Below are 23168 nucleotides of genomic sequence, written 5' to 3' on the forward strand. Positions count from 1 at the left end.
CTTATTGAGTCAGAAGATCGGCGAGGGCATTACCCTGTTCATGCAATGTTTCGAGCTGGCCTGCCAGCGACTTGGGATCCAGTCCCAGCTGGTCGGCGAGCGGTTTGGGGAAGCGGGCGATGATGGCCTGGGCAGGCACGCCCGCGTTCCAGGCGAAGGAGATAAACACGGCGAGGCGGATCAGCACCGCCTCCTTGCTGACCGGATCGTGGGAGAGCGGGTCAAGCTGTTGGGAGATGGCATCGACGAAGGCCTCGGAGAGGTTCCAGCGCCGCGCCAGCTCGGCACCGAGCTGGGCATAGTCGTAGCCCAGCATCTCCCGCTGGGCCTCGACCCGGCTGCTGCCGTTCTGGATCGCCATGTTGATGAGCTCGGCCTCTTCCGGCAAGGTGCTCTGGATAAGCAGTTCGCCGATGTTGTGGATCAGGGCGCAGGTGAAGGCGGTCTCGGGATCCATCACCTTGGCCTCCTGCGCCAGGGTTTTGGCGATGGTGGCGACCTGGAAGGTCTCGGTCCAGAACTTGTTCTTGTCGAAGCTGGGCGGGGCCTTGAAGGTGCCGATGATGCCAGAGGCGACCACCACGGAGCGCAGCCGGTTGAAGCCGAGCCGGATCACCGCCTGTTCGATGGAGGTCACTTCGTTGCCCCTGCGCAGGGCGGCCGAGTTGGCCATCCGCAGCACCTTGACGCTGATCACCTGATCCATGGCGATCTTGGCCGCAATCTCGTCGATGCGGGCATTCTCGTCGTTGAAGCTCTGCATCAACTCGTGCAGCAGCTTGGGAATAGTGGGGAGTTGTTTGATCTTGTCAAACAGGCGATCCATCGACATGGCTGAGGCAGCCTCCATTGCGAACTCTGCCTCATATTGTGCCACAGCCGGACAACATGTTCCTGTTTGTGATGCGGCTTTGTGAGCGCTAGAACACCCAGTCGCGCAAGGTGTATTCCAAACGGTGCTGTTTGCCCTGCAGGATCAGGGTCTGACTGGTGCCGCTCAGGGTCGCACCCTCGGTAAGGGTGGTCAGTACAGCCTGTTCGATAGTGTCGAGCGGTGGCATGCAGGCCATTTCGGTACTGCCCAGACTGGTGACCCACAGTTTGTCATCTTCCAGATGGCCCTGACCGAAGTAGCGGTTGCAACCGGCGATGCCGTTGACGGTGAAGTGCTCGCCGATCTCGAAATCGGGGGGATTGTCGCGGGGGGCCTTGATCGGTTCGCCATCCAGTTTGCTCAGTACCCAGTGGTGGTGTTGCAGATCTTGCTGAACAAAGGCGGTCGAGCTGCAGCCAGCGAGCAGTAACAGGGGGATCAGCAAAAAGGGCAATCTGGGCATGAGGGGGCTCCGGTTGGGGGAGCGTCAAGAATACCCTTTTTGGGCAGTCGGGAGCAGGGCGGGAGAGGGGACGACCGACCGCTTCTGTCGCCCCTTGTCCCGCACGACTGTCGCTTAATGGCAACACACGGGTGATGTTGCCATCGATTTACGCTATCTCAGGGCTCAGTTGGCGAACAGCCGCTCGGCATAACGGGCGAGACCGGCGGCCACCGAGCCGAAGTCATCGCCACCCTCAAGCGGGATGGACGGGAGCTTCTGGCGGATAAAGCTGGCGATCAGCGGCGAGCGGGCGCTACCACCGGTGACGAAGATGCGATCCGGCTGCACACCGGCGGAGGCAATCGCTTCGTCCATCAGCTCGCCAATTTTCTCCAGCAGCAGGGTCGATGCGTTAGCCAGCTGTTCGCGGGTCAGTTCGGCTTCCAGCCCTTTTTCCAGCTCGGCCAGCGACTGGCGATTGAGTTCCTGCTCCGAGAGGGCGATCTTGCCCTGCTCGGCACGCCACACCAGCTGGTGGCTCAGCTTGTGGGCCCACAGGCTGGCCAGACGACCCAGCTTGCTGCCGGGTTGGCTGTCGAGCTGCAGGTCCTGCAGCTGGCGGGCGGTGTCGAGGCTGTAGAAGCGGCTCTGGGCGCTGACGTCGTTGATGGCGGCCGCATCCCAGAACAGCGGGTGGGGCAGCGGCTTGCCGGTCTTGAGGGTCTCGTGCATGCCGAGTAGCGGCATCATCCCCTCCACCGTCAGGCGGATGTCGAAGTCGTTGCCGCCGATCCGCTGGCCGCTGTGGCCGAGCAGATCGCCGCTGCGATCCAGCTGATCGCGGTAGCTGGGACCCATCCGCAGCATGGAGCAGTCGGTGGTACCGCCGCCGATATCCACCACCAGCACCACGGCGTCTTCGGTGAGGCGCGCCTCGAATTCAAACCCGGCGGCCACCGGCTCGTAGAGGAACTCCACCTGCTCGAAACCGGCCAGACGGGCCGCCTCGGTCAGGATGGCGATAGCTTGCTGGTTGCTCTCTTCCCCCGCCAGACCCTGGAAGTTGACCGGTCGGCCGATCACCGCCTGGCGGATCGGGGCGCCGAGCTGCTGCTCCGCCTGCTGGCGGACATGGAGCATCATGGCGCAGACGATGTCTTCAAACAGGGCGATCTGGGGGGCCTTGAGGCCATAGGCACCGAGGAAGGATTTCGGCGATTTGATGTAGTAGCCGTCGTCCGGCTCTTCCAGATAGCGCTCCAGCGCGGCACCGCCAAAGCTCAGCTCGTCGATCAGTCCCTCTTCGCGCATCTGGCGGCGAACCATCTGGGCGCGGGTGACCACGGGGCCACGCAGCTTGAGGTACTCCGCCTGCTGGGCGGGGGCCAGCCCTTCGGCCAACAGACCGGCGATAGCATCCCGGTGGGGGGCATGCAGGGTGGAGGGGAGATAGCGGGATGCACCAAGATTCAGCAGCCTGGGGCTACCTTGTTCCATCACGGCCACGGCACAGTTGGAGGTGCCGTAATCAAATCCGATAAACATGGGCGCCAGACTCCTGAATAAAAAAGGGGGGCTAGCCTACCCGAAGGCGCCGGGTCTCACAACCCGGCGCGTGACGAAGAGAGGGCGAGCCCCTATTCCACTTCGTTGTCGCAGCGGCCCTGGCTCTCGATGGCGCGGATATTGCCGAGGGTGGTATCGGCGATGGCGTGCAGCGCCTCGCGGGTCAGGAATGCCTGATGGCCGGTGAACAGCACGTTGTGGCAGGCAGACAGGCGGCGGAACACGTCATCGGTGATCACTTCGTTGGACTTGTCGGAGAAGAAGAGATCCTCTTCCTCTTCGTAGACGTCCAGCCCCAGAGCACCGATACGGGAGGTTTTGAGTGCCTCGATGGCCGCGTTGGAATCGAGCAGGCCGCCACGACTGGTGTTGATGATCATCACCCCGTCCTTCATCTTGGCGAATGCCTCCTTGTTCAACAGGTGGTAGTTCTCTTTGAACAGCGGGCAGTGCAGGCTGATGATGTCGGATTGGCGGAACAGGGTATCGAGATCCACGTACTCGGCTCCCAGCTCGATGGCTGCCGGATTCTGGTAAGGATCGTTGACCAGCTGGCGAACCCCGAAGCCCTTGAGGATGCGCAGGGCGGCCAGACCGATCTTGCCGGTGCCGATGACGCCAACGGTCTTGCCATGCATGTTGAAGCCGACCAGCCCTTCCAGCGAGAAGTTGGCGTCACGGGTGCGCTGATAAGCCTTATGGATGCGGCGGTTGAGGCACATCATCATGCCGACAGCATGCTCGGCGGTCGCCTCGGGGGAGTAGGCGGGCACTCGTACCACTTTCAGCCCCAGCTCTTTGGCAGCGGCCAGATCCACGTTGTTGTAACCGGCGCAGCGCAGGGCGATCACCTGGGTGCCGTTGGCAGCCAGTTCGGTCAATACCTCGCGGTCAGCATCGTCATTGACGAACAGACACACCACCGGGAAGCCGTGAGCCAGTCGGGCCGTTTTGGCCTCCAGCCGTACATCGAAAAACTCCAGGTCGAAGCCGTACTGGCTGTTGGCCTGGTTGAAATGCTCTTTGTCATAGCTCTTGGTACTGAATACGGCGACTTTCATGGTATGTGCTCCGCAGCGTGTGTGTCGTCAAATTACAACAAAATGGGTCAGCTATCACCGGACAAACCGGCTGGTTATTGTCCCCATGGCATGATGGGAACGGCGCTGACTGCACTCTTGTACGAACCATCCACCAGTTTGGTGCTGTAGGTCAGGTAAACCAGTGCATTGCGTTTCTTGTCGTAAAAACGCACCACTTTCTGCTCCTTGAACACCAGCGAGGTGCTGACATCGAACACCTCTTCTCCCGCCTTCAGCTTTTCGGGCAGGGTGATGGGGCCGATCTGGTGGCACGACAGGGAGGCGTGGGAGGGATCTTCCGCCAGTCCCAGCCCGCCTTTTACACCACCGGTCTTGGGGCGCGCCATATAGCAGGCGACGCCGTCGATGCGCGGGTCGTCGAACGCCTCCACCAGGATCTTGTGGTTGGGGCCAAACAGCTTGAAGGCTGTGCTCACTTCACCAACCGGGTCGGCCTTGTCGGCCAGTGCCGGGCCGGCAAACAGGGCCCCCAGCAGCAGGGGCAGGGCGCGGCGCAGGGCGTTATGTCGCGTGTGGTTATGTGTCATGGTCTCTCCTGTTGGCCTGGCACTCCTCAATAGGGAATGCCCAGGCGACGATAGAGGCTGGCAAGCACCCAGGCAGGGCCTATCAGCAGAAATTGCAGGTCGGCGAGGAAGGAGGGGCGCTTGCCCTCGATCTTGTGGCCGACAAACTGGGCTATCCAGAGCAGCACGAACGCTGCCACGGCCGGCCACAACAGCGGCCCCTGCCATTGGTGGCAGAAGGCCAGCCCGAGCGCGGTCAGCCCGGCCATCCCCGCGAACAGCGAAAACGACAGCTGCAGATAGAACAGCAGCACCGGAATGGCTGCCACTGCCGCCCAGTTGAGGGGCTCTGGCAAGGGCCCGTGTGGCAGACACCAGAGCAGCGCCAGCGAGCAGAGATAGATGCCCGGCACCGCCAGCTTGTGGATGGCGACGTTGACCGGATGGCGATGACTCTGGCCATACTCCGCAAACCACTCCTGGATTTCCTTCATGGCACCTCCCTGGCGCACTGTGTTCTCGCAGCCTGACCTTCGTGGTCAGGCGCTCGGGATGCTTATCCCTGCGGTGGATACTCCCAATATTGGGCCGGAATGGATTTTAGCAACGGGGTCATATCCGGATTGGGCAGGGCGATGGTGACCCGCTGATCGAGGTTGGCGCTGGCGAGCGCTTCGCGGATCTTGGGGTTGTCATTGAAGAACTTCATAAAGCTGCCATCGGCATAGGCCCGCTCCAGCCCGGTCTGAATCGCCTTGGCCAGCTTGGGGTATTCGGGGCTGACGAAGAAGAGCTGGGCGAAGGGGTAGCGGATCAGCAGATGCTGCTCGATGGCGAGGTTGGGATACTGCGCCACCAGCTCGCTGCGCTCGGCGAAGATCTCCACCAGGGCGCGCGGGAAGAAATCGATCTTGTCGCCGTCGTTGATAAGGCGAAACAGGCTGCTGTATCGGCCGGAGAAGGTCGGGATGCCCGCATTTTCCAGAATTTTGTTATCGGCCCAACCGACCCCTTGCGCCGCCTTCAGCTGTTTGAGGTCGGCCAGGGTATTGATCTGGTTGAACTTCTCCTGAGCATCCGCGTGGATGAACGACAACCGCAATCCTTCCAGCCCGCGAAACAGCGGAATAGGGACGGCAATCAGGGAGGATTCGAGTGCGCTGGAGGTGCCCATCCAGAAGACGTTGATGGTCTTGCCCTTGCTCAGCTGCTGCTGGAGGGTGAACTGGTTGAAGTCGAGTTCGACAGGCTGGATGCGAAAGGGTTGCCCGGAGCGGGTCAGGGCCAGTTCCAGCAGCTTGTACTGGTACTCCTGGTCAAGATTGTTGACGGGACGGCTGGGGACCTTGACCGTCAGAACCTGTGCTTGTGCCAGCAGTGGCAGGCACAAGCACAGCTTGATGAGCCATTTCACTCTCTGTTCTCCTGTAGATTCCGGAAGGTGTCCGGAGTCTAACAGAACTTGTCACCATCTTGCTGCGAGGCGTTGTGCAAGGTTTGAGCGCGGGGCCCTGCCTTGCTGGCGTCTGTTGCACCAGAATGGTGACGGTTCTTCGAAGAATCAGGCGACGCGACGGAACACGTGGGTATCGTTAAATTCCTTGGTGCTCTGGCATTCGACGCAGAAACGGGATTCCGGACGGGCATGCAGCCGCTTGAGGGAGATCTCGTCACCGCAAGATTCGCAGTAACCAAAATCCCCTTCGCTGATGCGCTTCAATGCGCCCCGCAGCTTGCGCAGGTGCAGCTTGTCGTGCTCGATGCGGTTCAGCTCCAGACGGCGGGCTTCCTCGATACTGGCACGGTCAATTTCATCAGCCATCTCGTTGGTGTCGGTGGCGATGGCCTGGCTGGCCTGGGAGTTCAGGCGCTCTTCGAGCTCGACGATCTGTCGCTCGATCTGCCCCTTGTAAAAGGCCAGTTGGTCTTCAGTCATGAAATCACACATACGATTAACTACCAGTCAGTTTACTAACCCAATTATCCCTGTTTATGGGGGCTGTCTGCCTACAGACCAAGCCCTTGTATCCCGATTTGCACCTGTTTCATGCAAGAGAGTGCAAATCAGGGCGGGCCTTGTACCAAAAAAATGCAGCCAAGCAAAGCAAATAGGATAAGGATTGTGCGCCCTTGCAAAAAAATGGTCCGTTCCTGCGGGGGATTGGTCGGGATCTGGCGCCTGCTTCACCCTCTGTTGGCATCGCCTTTGCAACGATGAGAAGGGTGGGCTTCGTACGGATTTGAGTGTTTAGTATTTGGTGCCGACTTGGTCATTATATGCGCCGTTATTTATAGTTTTTTAAACACGCCCGCTTGACATTGCCCTTGATGGCGGGCTTTTATGGTGATGTTGATTACAATTTTATAACAAGGGTGTTCCATATATTAGACACCCTTGCCAATGGCAACCGTAAAGTCGGGGTTTAACATGGACAGTATCAAAGGCTGGATGGAGAGCAATCGCATCACGGAGGTGGAGTGCCTGTTCCCGGATTTCACCGGCAACGCCCGGGGCAAGATCATCCCAGCCAACAAGTTTTTGCGTGAAGGGGGCATGCGTCTGCCCGAGGTGATTTTCACCCAGACGGTGACCGGCGAATATCCGGATGACGACAGCATGATCGACCCGCTGGAGCGGGACATGCAGCTCTATCCCGACCCCAACACCATCCGTTTTGTCCCCTGGGCGCTGGAGCCCACTGCTCAGGTGATCCACGACTGTTTCGACGTCAACGGCAAGCTGATCGACATCGCGCCGCGCTCCGTGCTGCGTCGGGTTCTGTCATTTTATGAGAAGCAGGGCTGGAAGCCGGTGGTGGCGCCCGAGCTGGAATTCTATCTGGTCACCCGCAACGAAGACCCCGACTATCCGCTGGTGCCGCCGGTGGGTCGCAACGGCCGCCCGGAGACCGCCCGCCAGTCGTTCAGCATCGATGCGGTCAACGAGTTCGACCCCATCTTTGAAGACATGTATGACTACTGCGAGGCGCAGGAGCTGGAGGTGGACACCCTGATCCACGAGTCGGGCGCCGCCCAGATGGAGATCAACTTCCTGCATGGTGATGCCATCGATCTGGCGGATCAGGTGTTCCTGTTCAAGCGCACCATGCGGGAGGCGGCCCACCGTCACGGCATCTATGCCACCTTCATGGCCAAGCCGATGAGCGACGAACCGGGGTCGGCCATGCACATCCACCAGAGTCTGGAAGATGTGAACGGCCACAACCTGTTCGGTACCCCGAACGGCGGCAATAGCGAACAGTTCATGCACTTTATCGCCGGTCTGCAGAAATACACCCCGGCGGTGACCGCCCTGCTGGCCCCCAACGTCAACTCCTACCGCCGCCTCACCTTTGGCGAGAGCGCGCCACGCAACGTCCAGTGGGGTGTCGAGAACCGTACCTGCGGCCTGCGGGTGCCCTTCTCCGACCCCAGTGCCCGCCGGGTGGAGAACCGCTTCGCCGGTGCCGATGCCAACCCCTATCTGGCGCTGGCCGCCACTCTGGCCTGTGGCTATCTCGGCATGATGGAGAAGCTGGAGCCGCTGCCGGAGATGAAGTCGAGCGCCTATGACCTGCCCTACAGCCTGCCCCGTTCGCTGGAGGAGGCACTCAGCCATCTCGAACAGTGCGAGCCCATCAAGGAGATGTTGGGTGAGCGCTTCACCCGCGCCTTCGTCGCGGTCAAACGCAAAGAGTACGAGACCTACTTCGGGGTGATCAGTCGCTGGGAGCGGGAGTTCCTGCTGCTGAACGTGTGATGTTGGTGCGTGCCCGCCACGCATCGCCCCAAAACGGGGAGGCCAATCCCGGCCTCTCCCGCTCATATCGAAGGAACCGAGGAGCAAGCAATGCAGCATACGACTCGTGAGTGGCAGCAACTGGATGCTGGCCACCACCTGCACCCCTTTACCGATTTTCAGGCCCTGAACAAAAAGGGGAGCCGCATCATCACCAAGGCCAGCGGCGTTTATCTGGAAGATTCCGATGGCAAGCGCATTCTGGACGGCATGGCGGGCCTCTGGTGCGTCAACATGGGCTATGGCCGGCAGGAGCTGGTGGATGCCGCTACCCGTCAGATGCAGCAGTTGCCCTACTACAACCTCTTCTTCCAGACCGCTCACCCGCCGGTGATCGAGCTGGCGACCCTGCTGGCCGAGGTGACGCCAGCCCATCTCAACCACGTCTTCTTCACCGGCTCCGGCTCCGAGTGCAACGACACCGTGCTGCGGATGGTGCGCCACTACTGGGCCAGCAAGGGTCAGCCTGACAAACAGGTGATTATCAGCCGCCATAACGCCTATCACGGCTCCACCGTGGCGGGGGCGAGTCTGGGCGGCATGAAGGGGATGCATGCCCAGGGTGGTCTGCCCATTCCCGGCATAGTGCATATCGATCAGCCATACCACTTCGGTGAGGGGCAGGGGATGAGTGCCCACGAGTTCGGGCTGGAGCGGGCCCGTCAGCTGGAGCAGAAGATTCTGGAGTTGGGGGTGGACAAGGTGGCAGCCTTTATCGGTGAGCCGATCCAGGGGGCGGGCGGTGTCATCATTCCGCCTGACAGCTACTGGCCGGAGATCCAGCGTATCTGCGATCACTACGGCATCCTGCTCATCGCCGACGAGGTGATCTGCGGCTTTGGTCGCACCGGCCACTGGTTTGCCAGCGAAGGGTTTGGCATCAAGCCGGACCTGATGTGTCTGGCCAAGGGGATCACCTCCGGTTATCTGCCGCTCGGCGCAGTGATGGTCAGTGACCGGGTTGCCAAGGGGCTGGTGGAGGAGGGGGGCGAGTTCAACCACGGCTTCACCTACTCGGGTCATCCGGTCTCTTGCGCCGTGGCGGTGGCCAATATCCAGCTTATGCAGAAAGAGAGCATAGTTAAGCGAGTGCATGATACTATCGGCCCCTATTTGCAGCGCCACTGGGCGGAGCTGGCCGATCATCCGCTGGTGGGAGAAACCCGAGGCAAAGGATTGGTCGCCGCGCTGGAAATCGTTGAGGACAAGCAGACCAACCGGCGTTTTCCGGCTCAGGCAAATGCGGGGATGACTTGCCGGGAGTTCTGCTTTAACAATGGCTTGGTGATGAGGGCGGTAGGCGATACCATGATCATATCGCCCCCCTTGGTCATCACCGAGGAACAGGTTGATGAATTGGTCGATCTGGCCAGGCGCAGTCTGGATCTGACAGCCGCAAAGCTGAAGGGTTGAGGCAGGTCGGGCAGGTTGGCATGCGCATACAATTTGCTTAGGAGACAAGGATGATGTCTTTCAAAACAGGAGTGATCGCTGCCTCTGTGGCTCTGGTCATGGCAAGTGCCGGAGCAATGGCTGAAGAGAAGGTGCTGCACGTCTACAACTGGAGCGACTACATAGCGCCGGATACCCTGGATAACTTCCAGAAGGAGACGGGGATCAAGGTGGTCTATGACGTGTTCGACAGTAACGAGGTACTGGAAGCCAAGTTGCTGGCGGGTAGTTCTGGCTACGACATCGTGGTGCCATCCAACCCCTTCCTGGCCAAGCAGATCAAGGCGGGCGTGTTCCAGAAACTGGACAAGTCCAAGCTCTCCAACTGGCAAAACATGGATGTCGACCTGCTCAAGGCGCTCGAGCCGAGCGATCCGGGCAACCAGTACTCCATCCCCTATCTGTGGGGCACCATCGGCTATGCCTACAACGCCGAGAAGGTGAAAGCCGTGCTGGGGGCCGATGCCCCGGTCAACTCCTGGGATCTGGTGTTCAAGCCGGAGAACATGGCCAAGTTGAAAGAGTGTGGCGTCTCCTTCCTCGATTCACCGACCGAAATGCTGCCGGCTGCCCTGCAATATCTGGGCTTCAAACCGGATAGCCAGAAACCGGCCGAGCTGAAGAAGGCTGAGGAGCTGTTCCTCTCCATCCGTCCCTATACCGCCTATTTCCACTCCTCCAAGTACATCTCGGATCTGGCCAACGGCAACCTCTGCGTCGCGGTCGGTTACTCCGGTGACTTGCAACAGTCCAAGGCGCGGGCCGCGGAGGCCAAGAACGGCGTGTCGCTGACCTACACCATTCCGAAGGAGGGGGCAGGCAGCTTCTTTGACATGATCGCCATTCCGGCGGATGCCAAGAACGTCGAGGCAGCCCACACCTTCATCAACTACCTGATGAAGCCCGAGGTGATCGCCAATATTACCAACGTGGTGCAGTTCCCGAACGGCAACAAGGCGGCAACCCCGCTGGTGGATGAGGCGATCCGCACCGATCCGGGTATCTACCCCGATGCGGCTACCCTGCAGAAGATCTACACCTTCCCGGATCTGCCGGCCAAGGTGCAGCGTCTGATGACCCGCAGCTGGACCAAGATCAAGTCCGGCAAGTAAGTAACGAATGCCCCTCCCGGTCCGCAGTTCGGCCGGGAGGGTAGTGATGCCATCCATCCGGATGGGCCGCGCGAATGGATGCGCAGACGGTTAACCACTGAAACAGGAGAACTGACACCGTGAATACAACCAGATTGCTAACCATAGCGCTGACCATGGGATTGGCGAATGTGGCCCAGGCTGCCCCTGTGCTGCACTTCTACAACTGGTCTGACTATATCGGCGAGACCACCCTCAGCGATTTCCAGCAGGCGACCGGGATCAAGACCGTCTATGACGTGTTTGACTCCAACGAGACCCTGGAAGGCAAGTTGCTGACGGGTCGGACCGGTTACGATTTGGTGGTGCCCTCCAATAATTTTCTGGCCAAGCAGATCAAGGCGGGAGCCTTCCAGAAACTGGATAAATCCCTGCTGCCCAATCTGGCCAACCTGGATCCCGTGCTGCTCAAGCAGCTCGACAAGGTGGATCCGGGTCATCAGTACGCGGTGCCCTATCTGTGGGGGACCAACGGCATCGGCTATAACGTCGACAAAATCAAGGCGGTGCTGGGGGTCGACAAGATTGACTCCTGGGCCACCATCTTCGAACCGGAAAACATGGCGAAACTCTCTCGCTGCGGCGTCGCCTTTCTCGACTCTGCCGACGAGATGATCCCTGCTGCCCTCAACTACCTCGGGCTCGATCCCAACAGTCATGCGACGGGGGATATCAAGCAGGCCGAGGCGCTGCTGCTCAAGGTGCGGCCCTATGTGGCCTACTTCCACTCCTCCAAATACATCGGCGATCTCGCCAATGGCGACATCTGCGTGGCGGCCGGTTTTTCCGGCGACATCCTGCAAGCCGCTGCCCGCGCCGATGAAGCTGGCAAGGGGGTGAAAATTGCCTACAGCATTCCGAAAGAGGGGGGCAATCTCTGGTTCGACATGATGGCGATCCCGTCCGATGCCACCAATGTCAAAGAGGCGCACGCCCTCATCAACTACGTCCTGCAGCCCGAAGTGATCGCCAAGGTCAGCGACTATGTGGGCTACGCGAATCCCAACTCAAGGGCGGGCGAGTTTATGGATGAGGCGGTGCGCAACAATGAGGAGGTATATCCCCCTCAGGCCGTGCTGGAGCGACTCTATGTGCAGGAAGCACATCCCCGCTCGGTACAGCGTCTCATCACCCGGAGTTGGACCAAGATCAAGTCCGGTACCTAACCTTGGTGCCCGTTCGGGGGCGCCAAATCGCTTTTATGAATCGGCCGCAAGGCTGGTATCACGTTGGGGAGTTTGGTAATGGCGATAGCCTCCAGTGCCTACAAGAAAGCCCTCGAGGGCAGTCAGCAGCGCAAAGAAGTGCTGGTGAAAATTGATCGGGTAAGCAAGCAGTTCGACGAAACGCTGGCGGTCGATAACGTATCTCTCAATATTCACAAGGGGGAGATTTTCGCCCTGCTCGGCGGGTCCGGTTCCGGCAAATCGACCCTGCTGCGGATGCTGGCCGGTTTCGAGCGCCCGACCGAGGGGCGGCTGTTCCTCGACGGGGTCGACATCACCGACATGCCTCCCTATGAACGCCCCATCAACATGATGTTCCAGTCCTACGCCCTGTTCCCCCATATGACGGTGGCCCAGAACATTGCCTTTGGCCTCAAGCAGGATGGCCTGCCCAAGGCCGAGATCGATGCCCGGGTGGAGGAGATGCTCAAGCTGGTGCAGATGACCCAGTATGCTCGCCGCAAACCGCATCAGCTCTCCGGTGGCCAGCGCCAGCGGGTGGCGTTGGCTCGTTCCCTGGCCAAGCGTCCCAAACTGTTGCTGCTGGATGAACCCATGGGGGCGCTCGACAAGAAGCTGCGTTCCAAGATGCAGCTGGAGCTGGTTGAGATCATCGAGCGGGTCGGGGTTACCTGCGTCATGGTGACCCACGATCAGGAAGAGGCCATGACCATGGCGGAGCGGATCGCCATCATGCACCTCGGCTGCATCGAGCAGATCGGCAGCCCGATGGATATCTACGAGACTCCGGCCAGTCGGCTGGTGTGCGAGTTCATCGGCAACGTCAACCTGTTTGACGGCCTGCTGGTGGAGGATGAGCAGGACCACGCCACCATCGCCTGCGCCGATCTGGAGCAGCCCATCTATGTGGGCCACGGCATCAGCTCCCGCGCCGAAAACAAGAAGGTGACCTACGCCCTGCGGCCGGAAAAACTGCTGATGAGTCTGCAAAAGCCGGAGGAGATCGAGCACCCGGACTTCAACTGGACCAAGGGTGAGGTCTATGACATCGCTTATCTGGGCGGTCACTCGGTTTATCACATCCAGCTGCCCTCGGGCAAAATCGTTCAGGCTTTCATCGCCAATGCCGAACGCCACGGCAAGCGGCCAACCTGGGATGACCAGGTGTTCCTCTACTGGGAAGATGACAGCGGCGTGGTGCTGCAATCATGAAGTTCTTGCAACGACTGAAGCGGGTCGGGGGGCGCCGACTGGTGATTGGCATCCCCTTCTTCTGGCTGTTCCTCTTCTTCCTGCTGCCCTTCGTCATCGTGGTGAAGATCAGTTTTGCGGAAGCGGATGTGGCGATCCCGCCCTACACCGACGTGGTGAGCTGGGCCGACAATCAGCTCACCATCCTGCTCAACATGGGCAACTACCTGCTGCTGCAGGAGGATGAGCTCTATATCGCGGCCTATCTGGGCTCCCTCAAGATGGCCTTCGTCAGCACTTTGCTCTGCCTGCTGATTGGTTATCCGATGGCCTACTCCATCGCCCGGGCCAACAAGGAGACCCAGACCGTTCTGCTGCTGCTGATCATGATGCCGACCTGGACCGCCATTCTGATCCGGGTCTATGCGTGGATGGGGATCCTCAGTAACAACGGCCTGCTCAACAGCGTCTTGCTGGGGATCGGGGTGATCGACGAGCCGCTGCAGATCCTCAACACCAACCTGGCGGTCTATATCGGCATCGTTTACTCCTACCTGCCCTTCATGGTGCTGCCGCTCTACGCCAATCTGGTCAAGCATGACCAGAGCCTGCTGGAGGCTGCTTCTGACCTGGGGGCCCGCAACCTGACCCGCTTCTGGCAGATCACGGTACCGCTCTCCAAAAACGGCATCATCGCCGGCTGCATGCTGGTGTTCATTCCGGTGGTAGGGGAGTTCGTTATCCCGGAAATGCTGGGCGGCCCGGAGACCCTGATGATCGGCAAGGTGCTGTGGCAGGAGTTCTTCAACAATCGCGACTGGCCGGTTGCCTCTGCACTGGCGGTAGTGATGCTGGCGGTGCTGATCATTCCGATCATCCTCTTCAACCGTAACCAGGCCAAAGAGCTGGAGGGCAAGGCATGATGAAGCGTTTCGGTTTTGCCAAACTGATGCTCTGGCTGGGGCTGCTGTTTATCTACCTGCCCATGATCATCATGGTGATCTACTCCTTCAACGCCTCCAAGCTGGTGACGGTGTGGGGCGGTTGGTCACTCAAGTGGTACTTCGGCCTGCTCGATAACAAGCAGCTGATCGGGTCTGTGTTCCGCTCGCTGGAGATCGCCTTCTACACCGCGATCGCCGCGGTGGCGCTGGGGACGGTGGCAGCCTTCGTGCTGACTCGAATTCCCCACTTCCGTGGTCGCACCCTGTTCGGTGGCATGGTGACGGCGCCGCTGGTGATGCCCGAGGTGATCACCGGTCTGTCGCTGCTGCTGCTATTCGTGGCGATGGCCCAGCTGGTGGGCTGGCCCGCCGAACGGGGCATGCTGACCATCTGGATCGCCCACACCACCTTCTGTACCGCCTACGTGGCGATCGTGGTGTCGGCGCGGTTGCGGGAGCTGGATCTCTCCATCGAGGAGGCGGCCATGGATCTTGGCGCCAAGCCGTGGAAGGTGTTCTTCCTGATCACCATCCCGATGATCGCCCCCTCGCTGGCGGCAGGCGGCATGATGTCGTTCGCCCTGTCGCTGGATGACCTGGTGCTGGCGAGCTTCGTCTCCGGCCCGGGCTCCACTACCTTGCCGATGGAGGTCTTCTCGGCGGTACGGCTCGGGGTGAAACCCGAGATCAACGCGGTAGCCAGCCTGATCCTGTTGTCGGTATCGCTCTTTACCTTCGGCAGCTGGTATCTGATGGCCAGGGCGGAGAAGCGCCGTCGCGCCGAGATAGCCATGACCACCCAGATGCAGGCCGTGGTCTGACGGCATGATAAGATCCGCCTACTCTCGTCAACCAGGAGGATGAGTATGCGGATCTCCCTTTTTAGCGGTCGTGGCACCGAGCTGGTGCCCGGTCTCACCAGCGCCATTCACAAGCAACCGATCTCTGCACCAGTTCGCTGTACCTTTGCCGGTCTGGAAGGGGATGAACAGTGTGACCTGCGCCACCACGGTGGCCCGGATCGGGCGCTCCACTACTATCCTGCCGATCACTATCTCTGGTGGCAGACCTGGCAAACCGCGCTGGGCTTGCCTGCGCCACGTACACCCTGGCAACCTGCCGCCTTTGGCGAGAACCTCTCCGGTCTCGGGCTGACCGAGGCGCAAGCCTGCATTGGCGATGTCTATCGACTCGGCGAGGCGCTGATCCAGATCAGCCAGCCAAGATCCCCCTGTTTCAAGCTCAACCAGCGCTTTGGCTATGGCCAGATGTCGCAGGTGATGCAACTGAATGGCCGTTGTGGCTGGCTGCTGCGGGTGCTGGAGGAGGGCATGATCGCGCCTGACACGGCCATGGAGCTGGTAGACAGACCCTATCCCAAACTGACGGTGAAGCGCACGGCGGATATCCTGTTCAATCAGGTGCGCAATGAAGCGGATCTGCTGATGTTGCTGGAGAATCCGGCCCTCTCCCCCAACTGGCGCCAGCATGCAGCCGACTGGCTGGAGCATGGCACTGTGGCTGACTGGCAGCGCCGTCTGCTGGGGCCGGCATCCCTGCGCCTGGCCTGACGGCCGGTTGCCGGAATGTCACCAGCTGGCTGCAGTCCGGTAAACGGATGAAAAGAGTGCTGAATAGTTGAGCGAACAGCACTTTTTTTCCTGCCAAATGCAAAAAAGGCTTGTGTCGGGTCTGGGCTTTCGGTAAATTCCCGTCCCGCAGACATCGGTGTGTAGCGCAGCTTGGTAGCGCACTTCGTTCGGGACGAAGGGGTCGGAGGTTCGAATCCTCTCACACCGACCAAATTTGAAAAGGCCGCTCAATAGAGCGGCCTTTTTGCATTTATCCTTCCTGTTTTCCCGATTTTCTTTAGCTGCTGACCTGTTACCTGGCCAAGTGACCTGACCTGCTGTATACAGGGGCGAAGCAAGACCACAGACATTAAAAGGGCCACCGCTCGGTGGCCCATCGGTGGAGTCTGATCCTGACTCCGGCACTCTAGATTGTGGCAATCTCGCTATGGGTCTTGTCTATGGTGCCCTCCTTGCGCGCCAGGCGCTTACTCAGATATGCCAGTGCTGATGCCGCAAAGCCTTGAAACTGTGTTGAGGCAGCAAGGCCGCGTGCTTGGGGTACTCACTAATGAAATGTTCTATTCCCTCCATCAGTTGTGCACGTAATGAAATCACGGGCTCATGCCAGGCTTGCAGGCATAGATGGCCGGGGATCAACTGCTCCTGATAATCTTCCAGCAGCTGTTCTGGCCAGGGTTCAATACCGGAATTGCGTTGCAGCAAATAGTGGGCGGCGGGTTCACGGGCATAAATGAACTGAATTTGGGCCAGATCGCGTTGGCATAGCGTTTGACTGTTGATATGACAGGTCAAATATTTTCCCGTTTTCAGATCCAGAAAGTGACCGCGTTGCCGACAGGGAACTATGCGATACCAAGGCAGGGGTGAGGAGAGAGAATACCCCTCAAGCTCCTGTTCCAACCAGTGGCGACACTCGGGTGTCTGCACCTCGTCGAGCATGGACTCGAGCTGTGTCAACAAGGCTCTGGATGGTTTGATGGCCAGTTTCGCACTCATCGCCTGCAATCCTCCCTCTGCACACAATCCCGACTATCAGTATGGACCTTGTTCGGCCAGAGGGGGTAAGGAATCTAATGATTAAAAGTGGATTAGCCGCGTGGTTTTTATGCACTAACTTGGTTCAACCCACCAGATAGGTACCGGTGCCGAAGGCGATGTGGGTGCCTTCTTCGTTGTGCAGCTCCATCCGGGCGACGGCCACCTTGCTGCCAGCCCGGATGATGTGGGCGGTGGCGATAAACTCGTTGCCGCGCCCCGGGCGCAGGTAGTCCACCCGTAGATCTATGGTGCCGAGGCGGGCGAAGCGCTCCTTGAGATAGCTGGGGGAGAACTCCTCCAGCTCGTCGATGCAGGAAGCTGCGACGATCATGCCGCCCGCCACATCCAGCAGCGTGGCGGTGACGCCGCCGTGCAGGATGTTGTGGAAAGGGTTGCCGATCAGCTTCTTGTCCATCTTGATGCGCAGTTCCACCTTGTCGAAGTCGTAGTGGGTCACCTGCATGCCGATTAGCTTGTTGAACGGCATCTTCTCGGCAAACAGGTTGGCAATGCCACTGAGCGCCATCTTCTTGAGCATCTGTTTCATTCTCTGATCCCAATCCTTGTCATCAAAGCCGAGTAAAAACTCCAGCCAGTCTGCAACAGTTCCTTAACACTCGCAATGGCAGGTTTATTGTGGGCGGCGGCTGCTTTAGAATGGCGACCCCAAAGGAGAGCCCATGACCGCGATTGCCGAAACCCTGCCAGATCCTCAGCCAGAGAGTCCGCTTGCCCTGCTGCAGGCGGTCTTCGGCTATCAGCAGTTTCGGCCGGGTCAGCTCGAAATCATCGAGCAGATCGTCGCGGGGCGCGATGCGCTGGTGCTCAAGCCCACCGGTGGCGGCAAGTCGCTCTGCTACCAGATCCCGGCACTGCTGCGGCCCGGGCTCGGTGTGGTGGTATCTCCCCTTATTTCGCTGATGAAGGATCAGGTCGACAGCCTGCGCGCCAACGGTGTGGCGGCGGTCTACATCAACTCGGCCCTGAGTCGGGAGGAGATGATTCAGAACTTCGCCGCCATGCGCCGCGGCGAGATCAAGCTGGTCTATGTCTCCCCCGAGCGCTTGCTGCAGCACGAGTTTATGGATCGGCTGGCCGAACTGCCGCTCGGGCTGTTCGCCATCGACGAGGCGCACTGCGTCTCCCAGTGGGGCCACGATTTCCGGCCTGAGTATGCGGCGCTGGGGCGGCTAAAACAGTGGTTCCCACAGGTGCCGGTGGTAGCGCTCACCGCCACCGCCGACGAGGCGACCCGCAGCGACATGCTGCACCGGTTGGAACTCAACGATCCCTTTATCCACACCGCCAGCTTTGATCGCCCCAATATCCGCTACAGCCTGGTGGAGAAGTTCAAGGCGGCCGAGCAGCTGCTGCGTTACGTGCAGAGCCAGAAGGGCAACTGCGGCATCGTCTACTGCTCCAGCCGCAATCGGGTGGAGGAGGTGGCCGAGCGGTTATCCCGCCACGGCTGCAAGGCCGCCCCCTATCATGCGGGGCTGCCGCTCGAGCAGCGCCAGCAGACCCAGGATGCCTTCCTCAAGGACGACATCGAGATAGTGGTGGCGACGGTGGCGTTCGGTATGGGCATCGACAAGCCCAATGTGCGCTTCGTGGTGCACTACGACATCCCGAAGAACATCGAATCCTACTATCAGGAGACCGGCCGCGCCGGGCGCGATGGCACCCCCGCCGAGGCGCTGCTGCTCTACGATCCCGCCGATATCGGCCGAGTGCGCCGCCTGCTCGACAACATCGAGAATCCCCAGCAGCTGCAGGTGGAGCAGTACAAGCTCAACGTGATGGCCGCGTTTGCCGAGGCGCAGACCTGCCGCCGTCAGGTGCTGCTCAACTACTTCGGCGAGTACAACGACAAGCCGTGCGGCAACTGCGATATCTGTCTCGATCCGCCCAAGAGCTATGACGGCACTGAAGATGCCCAGAAGGCGCTCTCCTGCGTCTGGCGGGTGGGGCAGAATTTCGGGGTGGGCTATGTGGTGGAGGTGCTGCGTGGTTCCCTCAACCAGCGCATCAAGGATCACGGCCACGACAAGCTGTCGACCTATGGCATCGGCAAGGATCAGAGCCACGAATACTGGATGAGCGTGATCCGCCAGCTGATCCACAAGGGGCTGCTGACCCAGAACATTACTCGCAATCTGGTGCTGCAGCTGACCGAAGCGGCCCGCCCCGTACTGCGTGGCGAGGTGAAGCTGGAGCTGGCGGTGCCCCGACTGCAGCCTATCTCCAGCCGCAAGGAGAAGCGCAACGGTCTGCTCGATAACGCCAACTACGACAAGCGGTTGTTCAAGGAGCTGCGCGGCCTGCGCAAGCAGATTGCTGAGGATGAAGAAGTGCCGCCCTACGTGGTGTTCAACGATGCGACCCTGGTAGAGATGGCTCAGCTGATGCCGATGACCGAAGACGAGATGCTGGCCATCAACGGTGTCGGCCACCGCAAGCTGGAGCGCTTTGGCGAAGCCTTTATGGATCTGATCATCGACTACTGCCGTCGTTAGGGTCGATTAGGCTGCCTAATCGACCACGGTAAGCGCGGCTCGGAAGAACCTGGGGTCAGACGCGAGGTTATTTCAGGCTGGCGTAGAAGGCGGCCAGATTGTCGATATCCGCATCGGTCAGCGGCGCCATGAAGGGGTCCATCAAGGGCTCTTTGCGGGTGCCATCCTTGAAGGCTTTCAACTGTTTCACCAGATAGGCGGCATTCTGACCCGCCAGATGGGGATAGTTGGGGATCATCGCCTTGCCTTCCACGCCGTGACAGGCGGCACAGACCGCTGCCTTGGCTTTGCCGGCTTCTATATCGGTAGCCTTGGCCTGATGACCCCACGCCAGTGCCAGCAATGGCAGGGCATATACCCATTTTTGCATCTTCTTCTCCTTGAATTGAAAAATGATGGTCGCCAGTTAGCGCAAGCATGGCTGACGGCAGTATAAAGAGTGACACGAGCATACGCAGGGACGAATGGCACAACCATGAAGTTGATCAACACTTTTGCGACCGAGCTGCCTTGGGCCTGTGAACCCGTGGTCCCCCAGCCGCTGCAGCAACCCCGGTTGCTTCATCTCAACCGCGCTTTGCTGGCAGAGCTGGGGTTGGGAGGCGTCAGTGAGGCTGACTGGATTGCCTGCTGTGGCGAGGGGAAATTACTGCCCGGCATGCAGCCGGTAGCTCAGGTCTATGCCGGCCATCAGTTCGGGGGTTATAGCCCCCGGCTTGGGGATGGCCGCGCGCTGCTATTGGGTGAGCAGCTGGCGCCGGATGGCCAGCGCTGGGATCTGCACCTGAAGGGGGCGGGTAAAACCCCGTTCTCCCGCTTTGGTGACGGCCGCGCCGTGCTGCGCTCCAGTATCCGCGAATATCTCGCCTCCGAGGCGCTCCATGCCCTCGGCATTCCGACCACCCGGGCGCTGGTATTGGTGGGGAGTCAGGAGCCTGTTTATCGCGAGCAGGTGGAGACCGGGGCGACCGTGCTGCGTACCGCCCCCAGCCATCTGCGCTTTGGTCATATCGAGTATTTCGCCTGGAGCGGGCAGGGAGAGAAGATCCCGCCACTCATCGACTATCTGCTGCGCCACCACTTCCCCGAGCTGGAGAGTGGTGCCGAACTGTTTACCGAAGTGGTGCGCCGCACCGCGCGGTTGATTGCCAAATGGCAGGCGGCGGGGTTCTGTCACGGGGTAATGAATACCGACAACATGTCGCTGCTTGGCCTGACGCTGGATTACGGGCCATACGGCTTTATCGATGCCTATGTGCCCGATTTTGTCTGCAACCACTCGGATCCGGCGGGCCGCTATGCGCTGGATCAGCAGCCTGCGGTCGGTTACTGGAATCTGCAAAAACTGGCGCAGGCGCTGGCTGGCCATGTAGACGGTGATGCGCTGGCTGCAGCGTTGGCCCAGTACGAGCAGCAGCTGATGTTGCACTACTCCGAGTTGATGCGGGCCAAGCTCGGACTGGCAGTGTGGGAGGAGGATGACCCGGCGCTGTTCCGCGAGCTGTTCCGGTTGCTGGCGGCCCACAAGGTGGATTACCACCTGTTCCTTCGCCGTCTCGGTGAGGTGACGCAAGAGGGGGGGTGGCCTGCGTCTCTGCTGGCCCTGTTGCCTGAACCGCTGGGTTGGCTGGCGTGGCTGGAGCGCTATCGGGCGCGGCTAATGCGCGAAGGCAGCGAGGATGCCGTGCGCAAGGCGCAGATGGATGCCATCAATCCCAAGTATGTGCTGCGCAATGCGTTGGCCCAGAAGGTGATAGACGCCGCCGACGCAGGGGATATGCGGCCTTTCGAGCGGCTGTTCGCCGCCTTGCAGCGCCCCTTTGATGAACAACCCGAATATGAGGATCTCGCCACCCCGACTCCGGCATGGTATTGCGGTGGTGAGCTCTCCTGCAGTAGCTGAGAGATTGGGCATGAGTTGGCAAATCAAACAGGTAGATAGCGAAGCTGGCGTAGTGACGCTGGATTGTCCGGCACTCGATTGGGATACGTTTCCGCTGTTGGCGCAGGTCTTGCTGCGAGAGTGGGAGCTACGGCCGCTCGAGCAGGATGCGGGGGCCGACCGCCATAGCTGGTTGCTGGCGTTTGAAGGGAGCCAGTTTCGGCTGGAGTACGAACACTACAGCGGCTGCTGGCTGGAGGCGGTGCGCCCGGCGGATCGGGAGGCGCTGCTCTGGCTCGCCAGACAGCACAAGGCGTGACTATCGCCCACAAGGCTTGCTCTGCAGCTGGCCAACCTGGACAAGTGTAATCGCATAAAGATTGAACTATCGGTTTTGGGGCGTATAATCTCGCCCCTCGATTATCGCCAATGGTGGCGATATGGGTTCCCTAACCCCATTAACCAAAAAGGTCACAAGATGAATCTGACCCCTGCGCAGTACCAAACGGCGCTCGTTCGCCTGTCGTTGTTCCACATCCTGATCATTGCCAGCAGCAACTATCTGGTGCAGCTGCCGATCACCGTGTTTGGCTTCCACACCACCTGGGGTGCGTTCAGCTTCCCGTTTATCTTCCTGGCGACCGACCTGACGGTGCGGATCTTCGGTGCCGGTCTGGCACGCAAGATTATCCAGACCGTGATGCTGCCTGCGCTGGCAGTCTCCTATGCGCTCTCCGTGCTCTTCTTCGAAGGGAGCTTCCAGGGCGTTGGTCATCTGGCCGAGTTCAACCTGTTTGTAGCGCGTATCGCACTGGCCAGCTTTATGGCCTATCTGGTAGGGCAGTTCATGGATGTGGTGGTGTTCAACCGGCTGCGTCTGCTCAAGCAGTGGTGGATTGCACCTGCGGCCTCCACCCTGTTCGGTAATCTGGTTGATACCATCGCTTTCTTCAGTGTGGCCTTCTGGCGCACCACAGATCCTTTCATGGCAGAGCACTGGGTCGAGATCGCAACCGTCGATTACGTATTCAAGTTGCTGATAAGCCTTGGTTTGTTCGTGCCGCTCTACGGTGTCTTGCTGCGCTACCTCAGCCGCAAGCTGGTGGGCGAGGCCGGATTATCCAGCCTGCAAACGGCCACCCGGCAAGCCTGACCAGATTGACCACCCTTCGCGGTGGTCAATTTTTTTGCACTTTCTGCAAATAGCGCTTGCCTAGTTAAATGAGAATGATTATTGTTAACTTGTTTTCCGGGAAAGACTTCATTCGTTCCAACGTGATGGACTTCTTGTGAAGGCACGACATTGCTCACATTGCTTCCAGTTAAGGGCCAGTTTATCTGGCCCTCTTTTTTTGTCATTTTTCAGCAAGTTGCAGGCATAAAAAACGGGAGCCAAGGCTCCCGTCGTCACGCTGTTTGTGGCTTACTCGATATCGAGTGCCTCGGGGGAGAGGATCACCCCTGTGGTATCGGCGTAGAGGTGGTCGTCGGGCAGGAAGGTCACGCCACCGAAGTTGACCGGCAGATCGGTCTCCCCTACATCCTTGCTGTCGGCACCGACCGGAATGGCTGCCAGTGCCTGAATGCCGATATCCAGATCTTCCAGAATATCGACTTCGCGGACGCAGCCGTAGCAGACAATCCCTTCCCAATCGTTCTCTGCTGCTGTTGTGGCGATGTCGCTGTCGATCAGAGCTCGGCGCATGGAGCCACCGCCATCGATCAGCAAGACGCGTCCCAGTCCGTTCTCTTTGACGAGTTCACGGATCAGGCCGTTCGATTCGAAGCATTTGACGGTGGTGATGACGCCGCCGAAAGAGGCGCGGCCGCCGAAGGAGCAGAGCATGGGTTCAAGCACATCCACCATGTCCTGATAGATGTCGCACAGTTCAGAAGTATTGTATTCCATAGTGTCAAAT

The 23168-nt window shown here is 59.7% G+C and carries 24 protein-coding genes and 1 tRNA gene; 13 read left to right on the top strand and 12 right to left on the bottom strand.

Annotation, left to right across the window (positions count from 1 at the left end; translation table 11 throughout):
• Window position 1: 1 nt before the first annotated feature.
• The 8 genes from AB5Z05_RS03420 to AB5Z05_RS03455 all read right to left on the bottom strand — a co-directional run bounded on the left by AB5Z05_RS03420 (window position 2) and on the right by AB5Z05_RS03455 (window position 6442).
• Window positions 2-850: an HDOD domain-containing protein gene (locus AB5Z05_RS03420; protein WP_064341032.1), complete on the bottom strand. Its 849-nt coding sequence runs from the start codon at window positions 848-850 to the stop codon at window positions 2-4.
• A gap of 70 nt (window positions 851-920) precedes the next feature.
• Window positions 921-1337, bottom strand: coding sequence for an META domain-containing protein (locus AB5Z05_RS03425; protein ID WP_368150102.1), 417 nt, complete (start codon window positions 1335-1337; stop codon window positions 921-923).
• 165 nt (window positions 1338-1502) lie between these two features.
• Window positions 1503-2864 (bottom strand): molecular chaperone, encoded by a 1362-nt coding sequence (yegD, locus tag AB5Z05_RS03430; protein ID WP_368150103.1) that lies wholly within the window; start codon window positions 2862-2864, stop codon window positions 1503-1505.
• A gap of 92 nt (window positions 2865-2956) precedes the next feature.
• Complete coding sequence (locus AB5Z05_RS03435) at window positions 2957-3946, bottom strand: 2-hydroxyacid dehydrogenase (RefSeq protein WP_368150104.1); 990 nt, start codon at window positions 3944-3946, stop codon at window positions 2957-2959.
• Between the two features lie 74 nt (window positions 3947-4020).
• Complete coding sequence (locus AB5Z05_RS03440) at window positions 4021-4515, bottom strand: CreA family protein (protein WP_368150105.1); 495 nt, start codon at window positions 4513-4515, stop codon at window positions 4021-4023.
• A gap of 26 nt (window positions 4516-4541) precedes the next feature.
• Window positions 4542-4988, bottom strand: a complete 447-nt coding sequence (locus AB5Z05_RS03445) for a DUF962 domain-containing protein (protein WP_368150106.1) — start codon at window positions 4986-4988, stop codon at window positions 4542-4544.
• 62 nt (window positions 4989-5050) lie between these two features.
• Window positions 5051-5908, bottom strand: coding sequence for a hypothetical protein (locus AB5Z05_RS03450; RefSeq protein WP_368150107.1), 858 nt, complete (start codon window positions 5906-5908; stop codon window positions 5051-5053).
• A 147-nt stretch (window positions 5909-6055) separates the two neighbouring features.
• Complete coding sequence (locus tag AB5Z05_RS03455; protein WP_005356952.1) at window positions 6056-6442, bottom strand: TraR/DksA C4-type zinc finger protein; 387 nt, start codon at window positions 6440-6442, stop codon at window positions 6056-6058.
• A 480-nt stretch (window positions 6443-6922) separates the two neighbouring features.
• Here AB5Z05_RS03455 and AB5Z05_RS03460 point away from each other — a divergent pair, with 480 nt between their 5' ends.
• The 9 genes from AB5Z05_RS03460 to AB5Z05_RS03500 all read left to right on the top strand — a co-directional run bounded on the left by AB5Z05_RS03460 (window position 6923) and on the right by AB5Z05_RS03500 (window position 16021).
• A complete protein-coding gene (locus AB5Z05_RS03460) occupies window positions 6923-8254 on the top strand; it encodes a glutamine synthetase family protein (RefSeq protein ID WP_013723370.1) in 1332 nt (443 codons plus the stop codon).
• A 90-nt stretch (window positions 8255-8344) separates the two neighbouring features.
• Window positions 8345-9706, top strand: a complete 1362-nt coding sequence (locus AB5Z05_RS03465) for an aspartate aminotransferase family protein (RefSeq protein WP_368150108.1) — start codon at window positions 8345-8347, stop codon at window positions 9704-9706.
• Between the two features lie 53 nt (window positions 9707-9759).
• Window positions 9760-10857 carry an extracellular solute-binding protein gene (locus AB5Z05_RS03470; RefSeq protein WP_368150130.1) on the top strand — a complete coding sequence of 366 codons (1098 nt, stop codon included), beginning with the start codon at window positions 9760-9762 and terminating at the stop codon, window positions 10855-10857.
• A 119-nt stretch (window positions 10858-10976) separates the two neighbouring features.
• Window positions 10977-12062 (top strand): polyamine ABC transporter substrate-binding protein, encoded by a 1086-nt coding sequence (locus tag AB5Z05_RS03475; RefSeq protein WP_005355476.1) that lies wholly within the window; start codon window positions 10977-10979, stop codon window positions 12060-12062.
• Between the two features lie 78 nt (window positions 12063-12140).
• Entirely contained in the window at window positions 12141-13295 is a 1155-nt protein-coding gene (gene potA / locus AB5Z05_RS03480; RefSeq protein WP_005340704.1) for a polyamine ABC transporter ATP-binding protein, read from the top strand.
• A complete protein-coding gene (locus AB5Z05_RS03485; RefSeq protein WP_005340703.1) occupies window positions 13292-14197 on the top strand; it encodes an ABC transporter permease subunit in 906 nt (301 codons plus the stop codon). The genes potA and AB5Z05_RS03485 overlap by 4 nt, the downstream gene beginning before the upstream one ends.
• On the top strand, window positions 14197-15039 hold the full coding sequence (locus AB5Z05_RS03490) for an ABC transporter permease subunit (RefSeq protein WP_041202837.1): 843 nt from the start codon (window positions 14197-14199) through the stop codon (window positions 15037-15039). Before AB5Z05_RS03485 ends, AB5Z05_RS03490 begins: the two co-directional genes overlap by 1 nt.
• Before the next feature lie 45 nt (window positions 15040-15084).
• Window positions 15085-15789, top strand: coding sequence for an MOSC domain-containing protein (locus tag AB5Z05_RS03495; protein WP_368150109.1), 705 nt, complete (start codon window positions 15085-15087; stop codon window positions 15787-15789).
• A gap of 155 nt (window positions 15790-15944) precedes the next feature.
• A tRNA-Pro gene (locus tag AB5Z05_RS03500) sits at window positions 15945-16021 on the top strand.
• Window positions 16022-16281: 260 nt separating this feature from the next.
• Here AB5Z05_RS03500 and AB5Z05_RS03505 read toward each other — a convergent pair.
• Both AB5Z05_RS03505 and AB5Z05_RS03510 read right to left on the bottom strand, forming a co-directional pair.
• Window positions 16282-16809, bottom strand: coding sequence for a hypothetical protein (locus tag AB5Z05_RS03505; RefSeq protein ID WP_005356927.1), 528 nt, complete (start codon window positions 16807-16809; stop codon window positions 16282-16284).
• Between the two features lie 124 nt (window positions 16810-16933).
• Window positions 16934-17398: a thioesterase family protein gene (locus AB5Z05_RS03510; protein WP_185900085.1), complete on the bottom strand. Its 465-nt coding sequence runs from the start codon at window positions 17396-17398 to the stop codon at window positions 16934-16936.
• Between the two features lie 133 nt (window positions 17399-17531).
• Between AB5Z05_RS03510 and recQ the strand changes: the two genes are divergently transcribed.
• Window positions 17532-19367 (top strand): ATP-dependent DNA helicase RecQ, encoded by a 1836-nt coding sequence (gene recQ, locus AB5Z05_RS03515; RefSeq protein WP_042081697.1) that lies wholly within the window; start codon window positions 17532-17534, stop codon window positions 19365-19367.
• Window positions 19368-19434: 67 nt separating this feature from the next.
• On the opposite strand, the gene AB5Z05_RS03520 is transcribed toward recQ, so the two are convergent.
• Window positions 19435-19737, bottom strand: coding sequence for a cytochrome c (locus AB5Z05_RS03520; protein ID WP_127007298.1), 303 nt, complete (start codon window positions 19735-19737; stop codon window positions 19435-19437).
• A 105-nt stretch (window positions 19738-19842) separates the two neighbouring features.
• On the opposite strand from AB5Z05_RS03520, the gene AB5Z05_RS03525 reads away from it, so the two are divergent.
• The 3 genes from AB5Z05_RS03525 to AB5Z05_RS03535 all read left to right on the top strand — a co-directional run bounded on the left by AB5Z05_RS03525 (window position 19843) and on the right by AB5Z05_RS03535 (window position 22402).
• The gene (locus tag AB5Z05_RS03525; protein WP_368150110.1) at window positions 19843-21270 is read left to right on the top strand and encodes a YdiU family protein; all 1428 of its coding nucleotides are present in this window, start codon (window positions 19843-19845) and stop codon (window positions 21268-21270) included.
• 10 nt (window positions 21271-21280) lie between these two features.
• Window positions 21281-21568, top strand: coding sequence for a DUF3630 family protein (locus AB5Z05_RS03530; RefSeq protein WP_368150111.1), 288 nt, complete (start codon window positions 21281-21283; stop codon window positions 21566-21568).
• A 159-nt stretch (window positions 21569-21727) separates the two neighbouring features.
• Window positions 21728-22402 carry a 7-cyano-7-deazaguanine/7-aminomethyl-7-deazaguanine transporter gene (locus AB5Z05_RS03535; protein WP_005340680.1) on the top strand — a complete coding sequence of 225 codons (675 nt, stop codon included), beginning with the start codon at window positions 21728-21730 and terminating at the stop codon, window positions 22400-22402.
• 270 nt (window positions 22403-22672) lie between these two features.
• Here the strand turns inward: AB5Z05_RS03535 and rraA are convergent, their stop codons facing one another.
• Entirely contained in the window at window positions 22673-23158 is a 486-nt protein-coding gene (gene rraA, locus AB5Z05_RS03540) for a ribonuclease E activity regulator RraA (RefSeq protein ID WP_005340678.1), read from the bottom strand.
• Window positions 23159-23168: the final 10 nt, after the last annotated feature.

Source organism: Aeromonas sp. R2-4, from assembly GCF_040908365.1.
Classification (GTDB): Bacteria; Pseudomonadota; Gammaproteobacteria; order Enterobacterales; family Aeromonadaceae; genus Aeromonas; species Aeromonas veronii.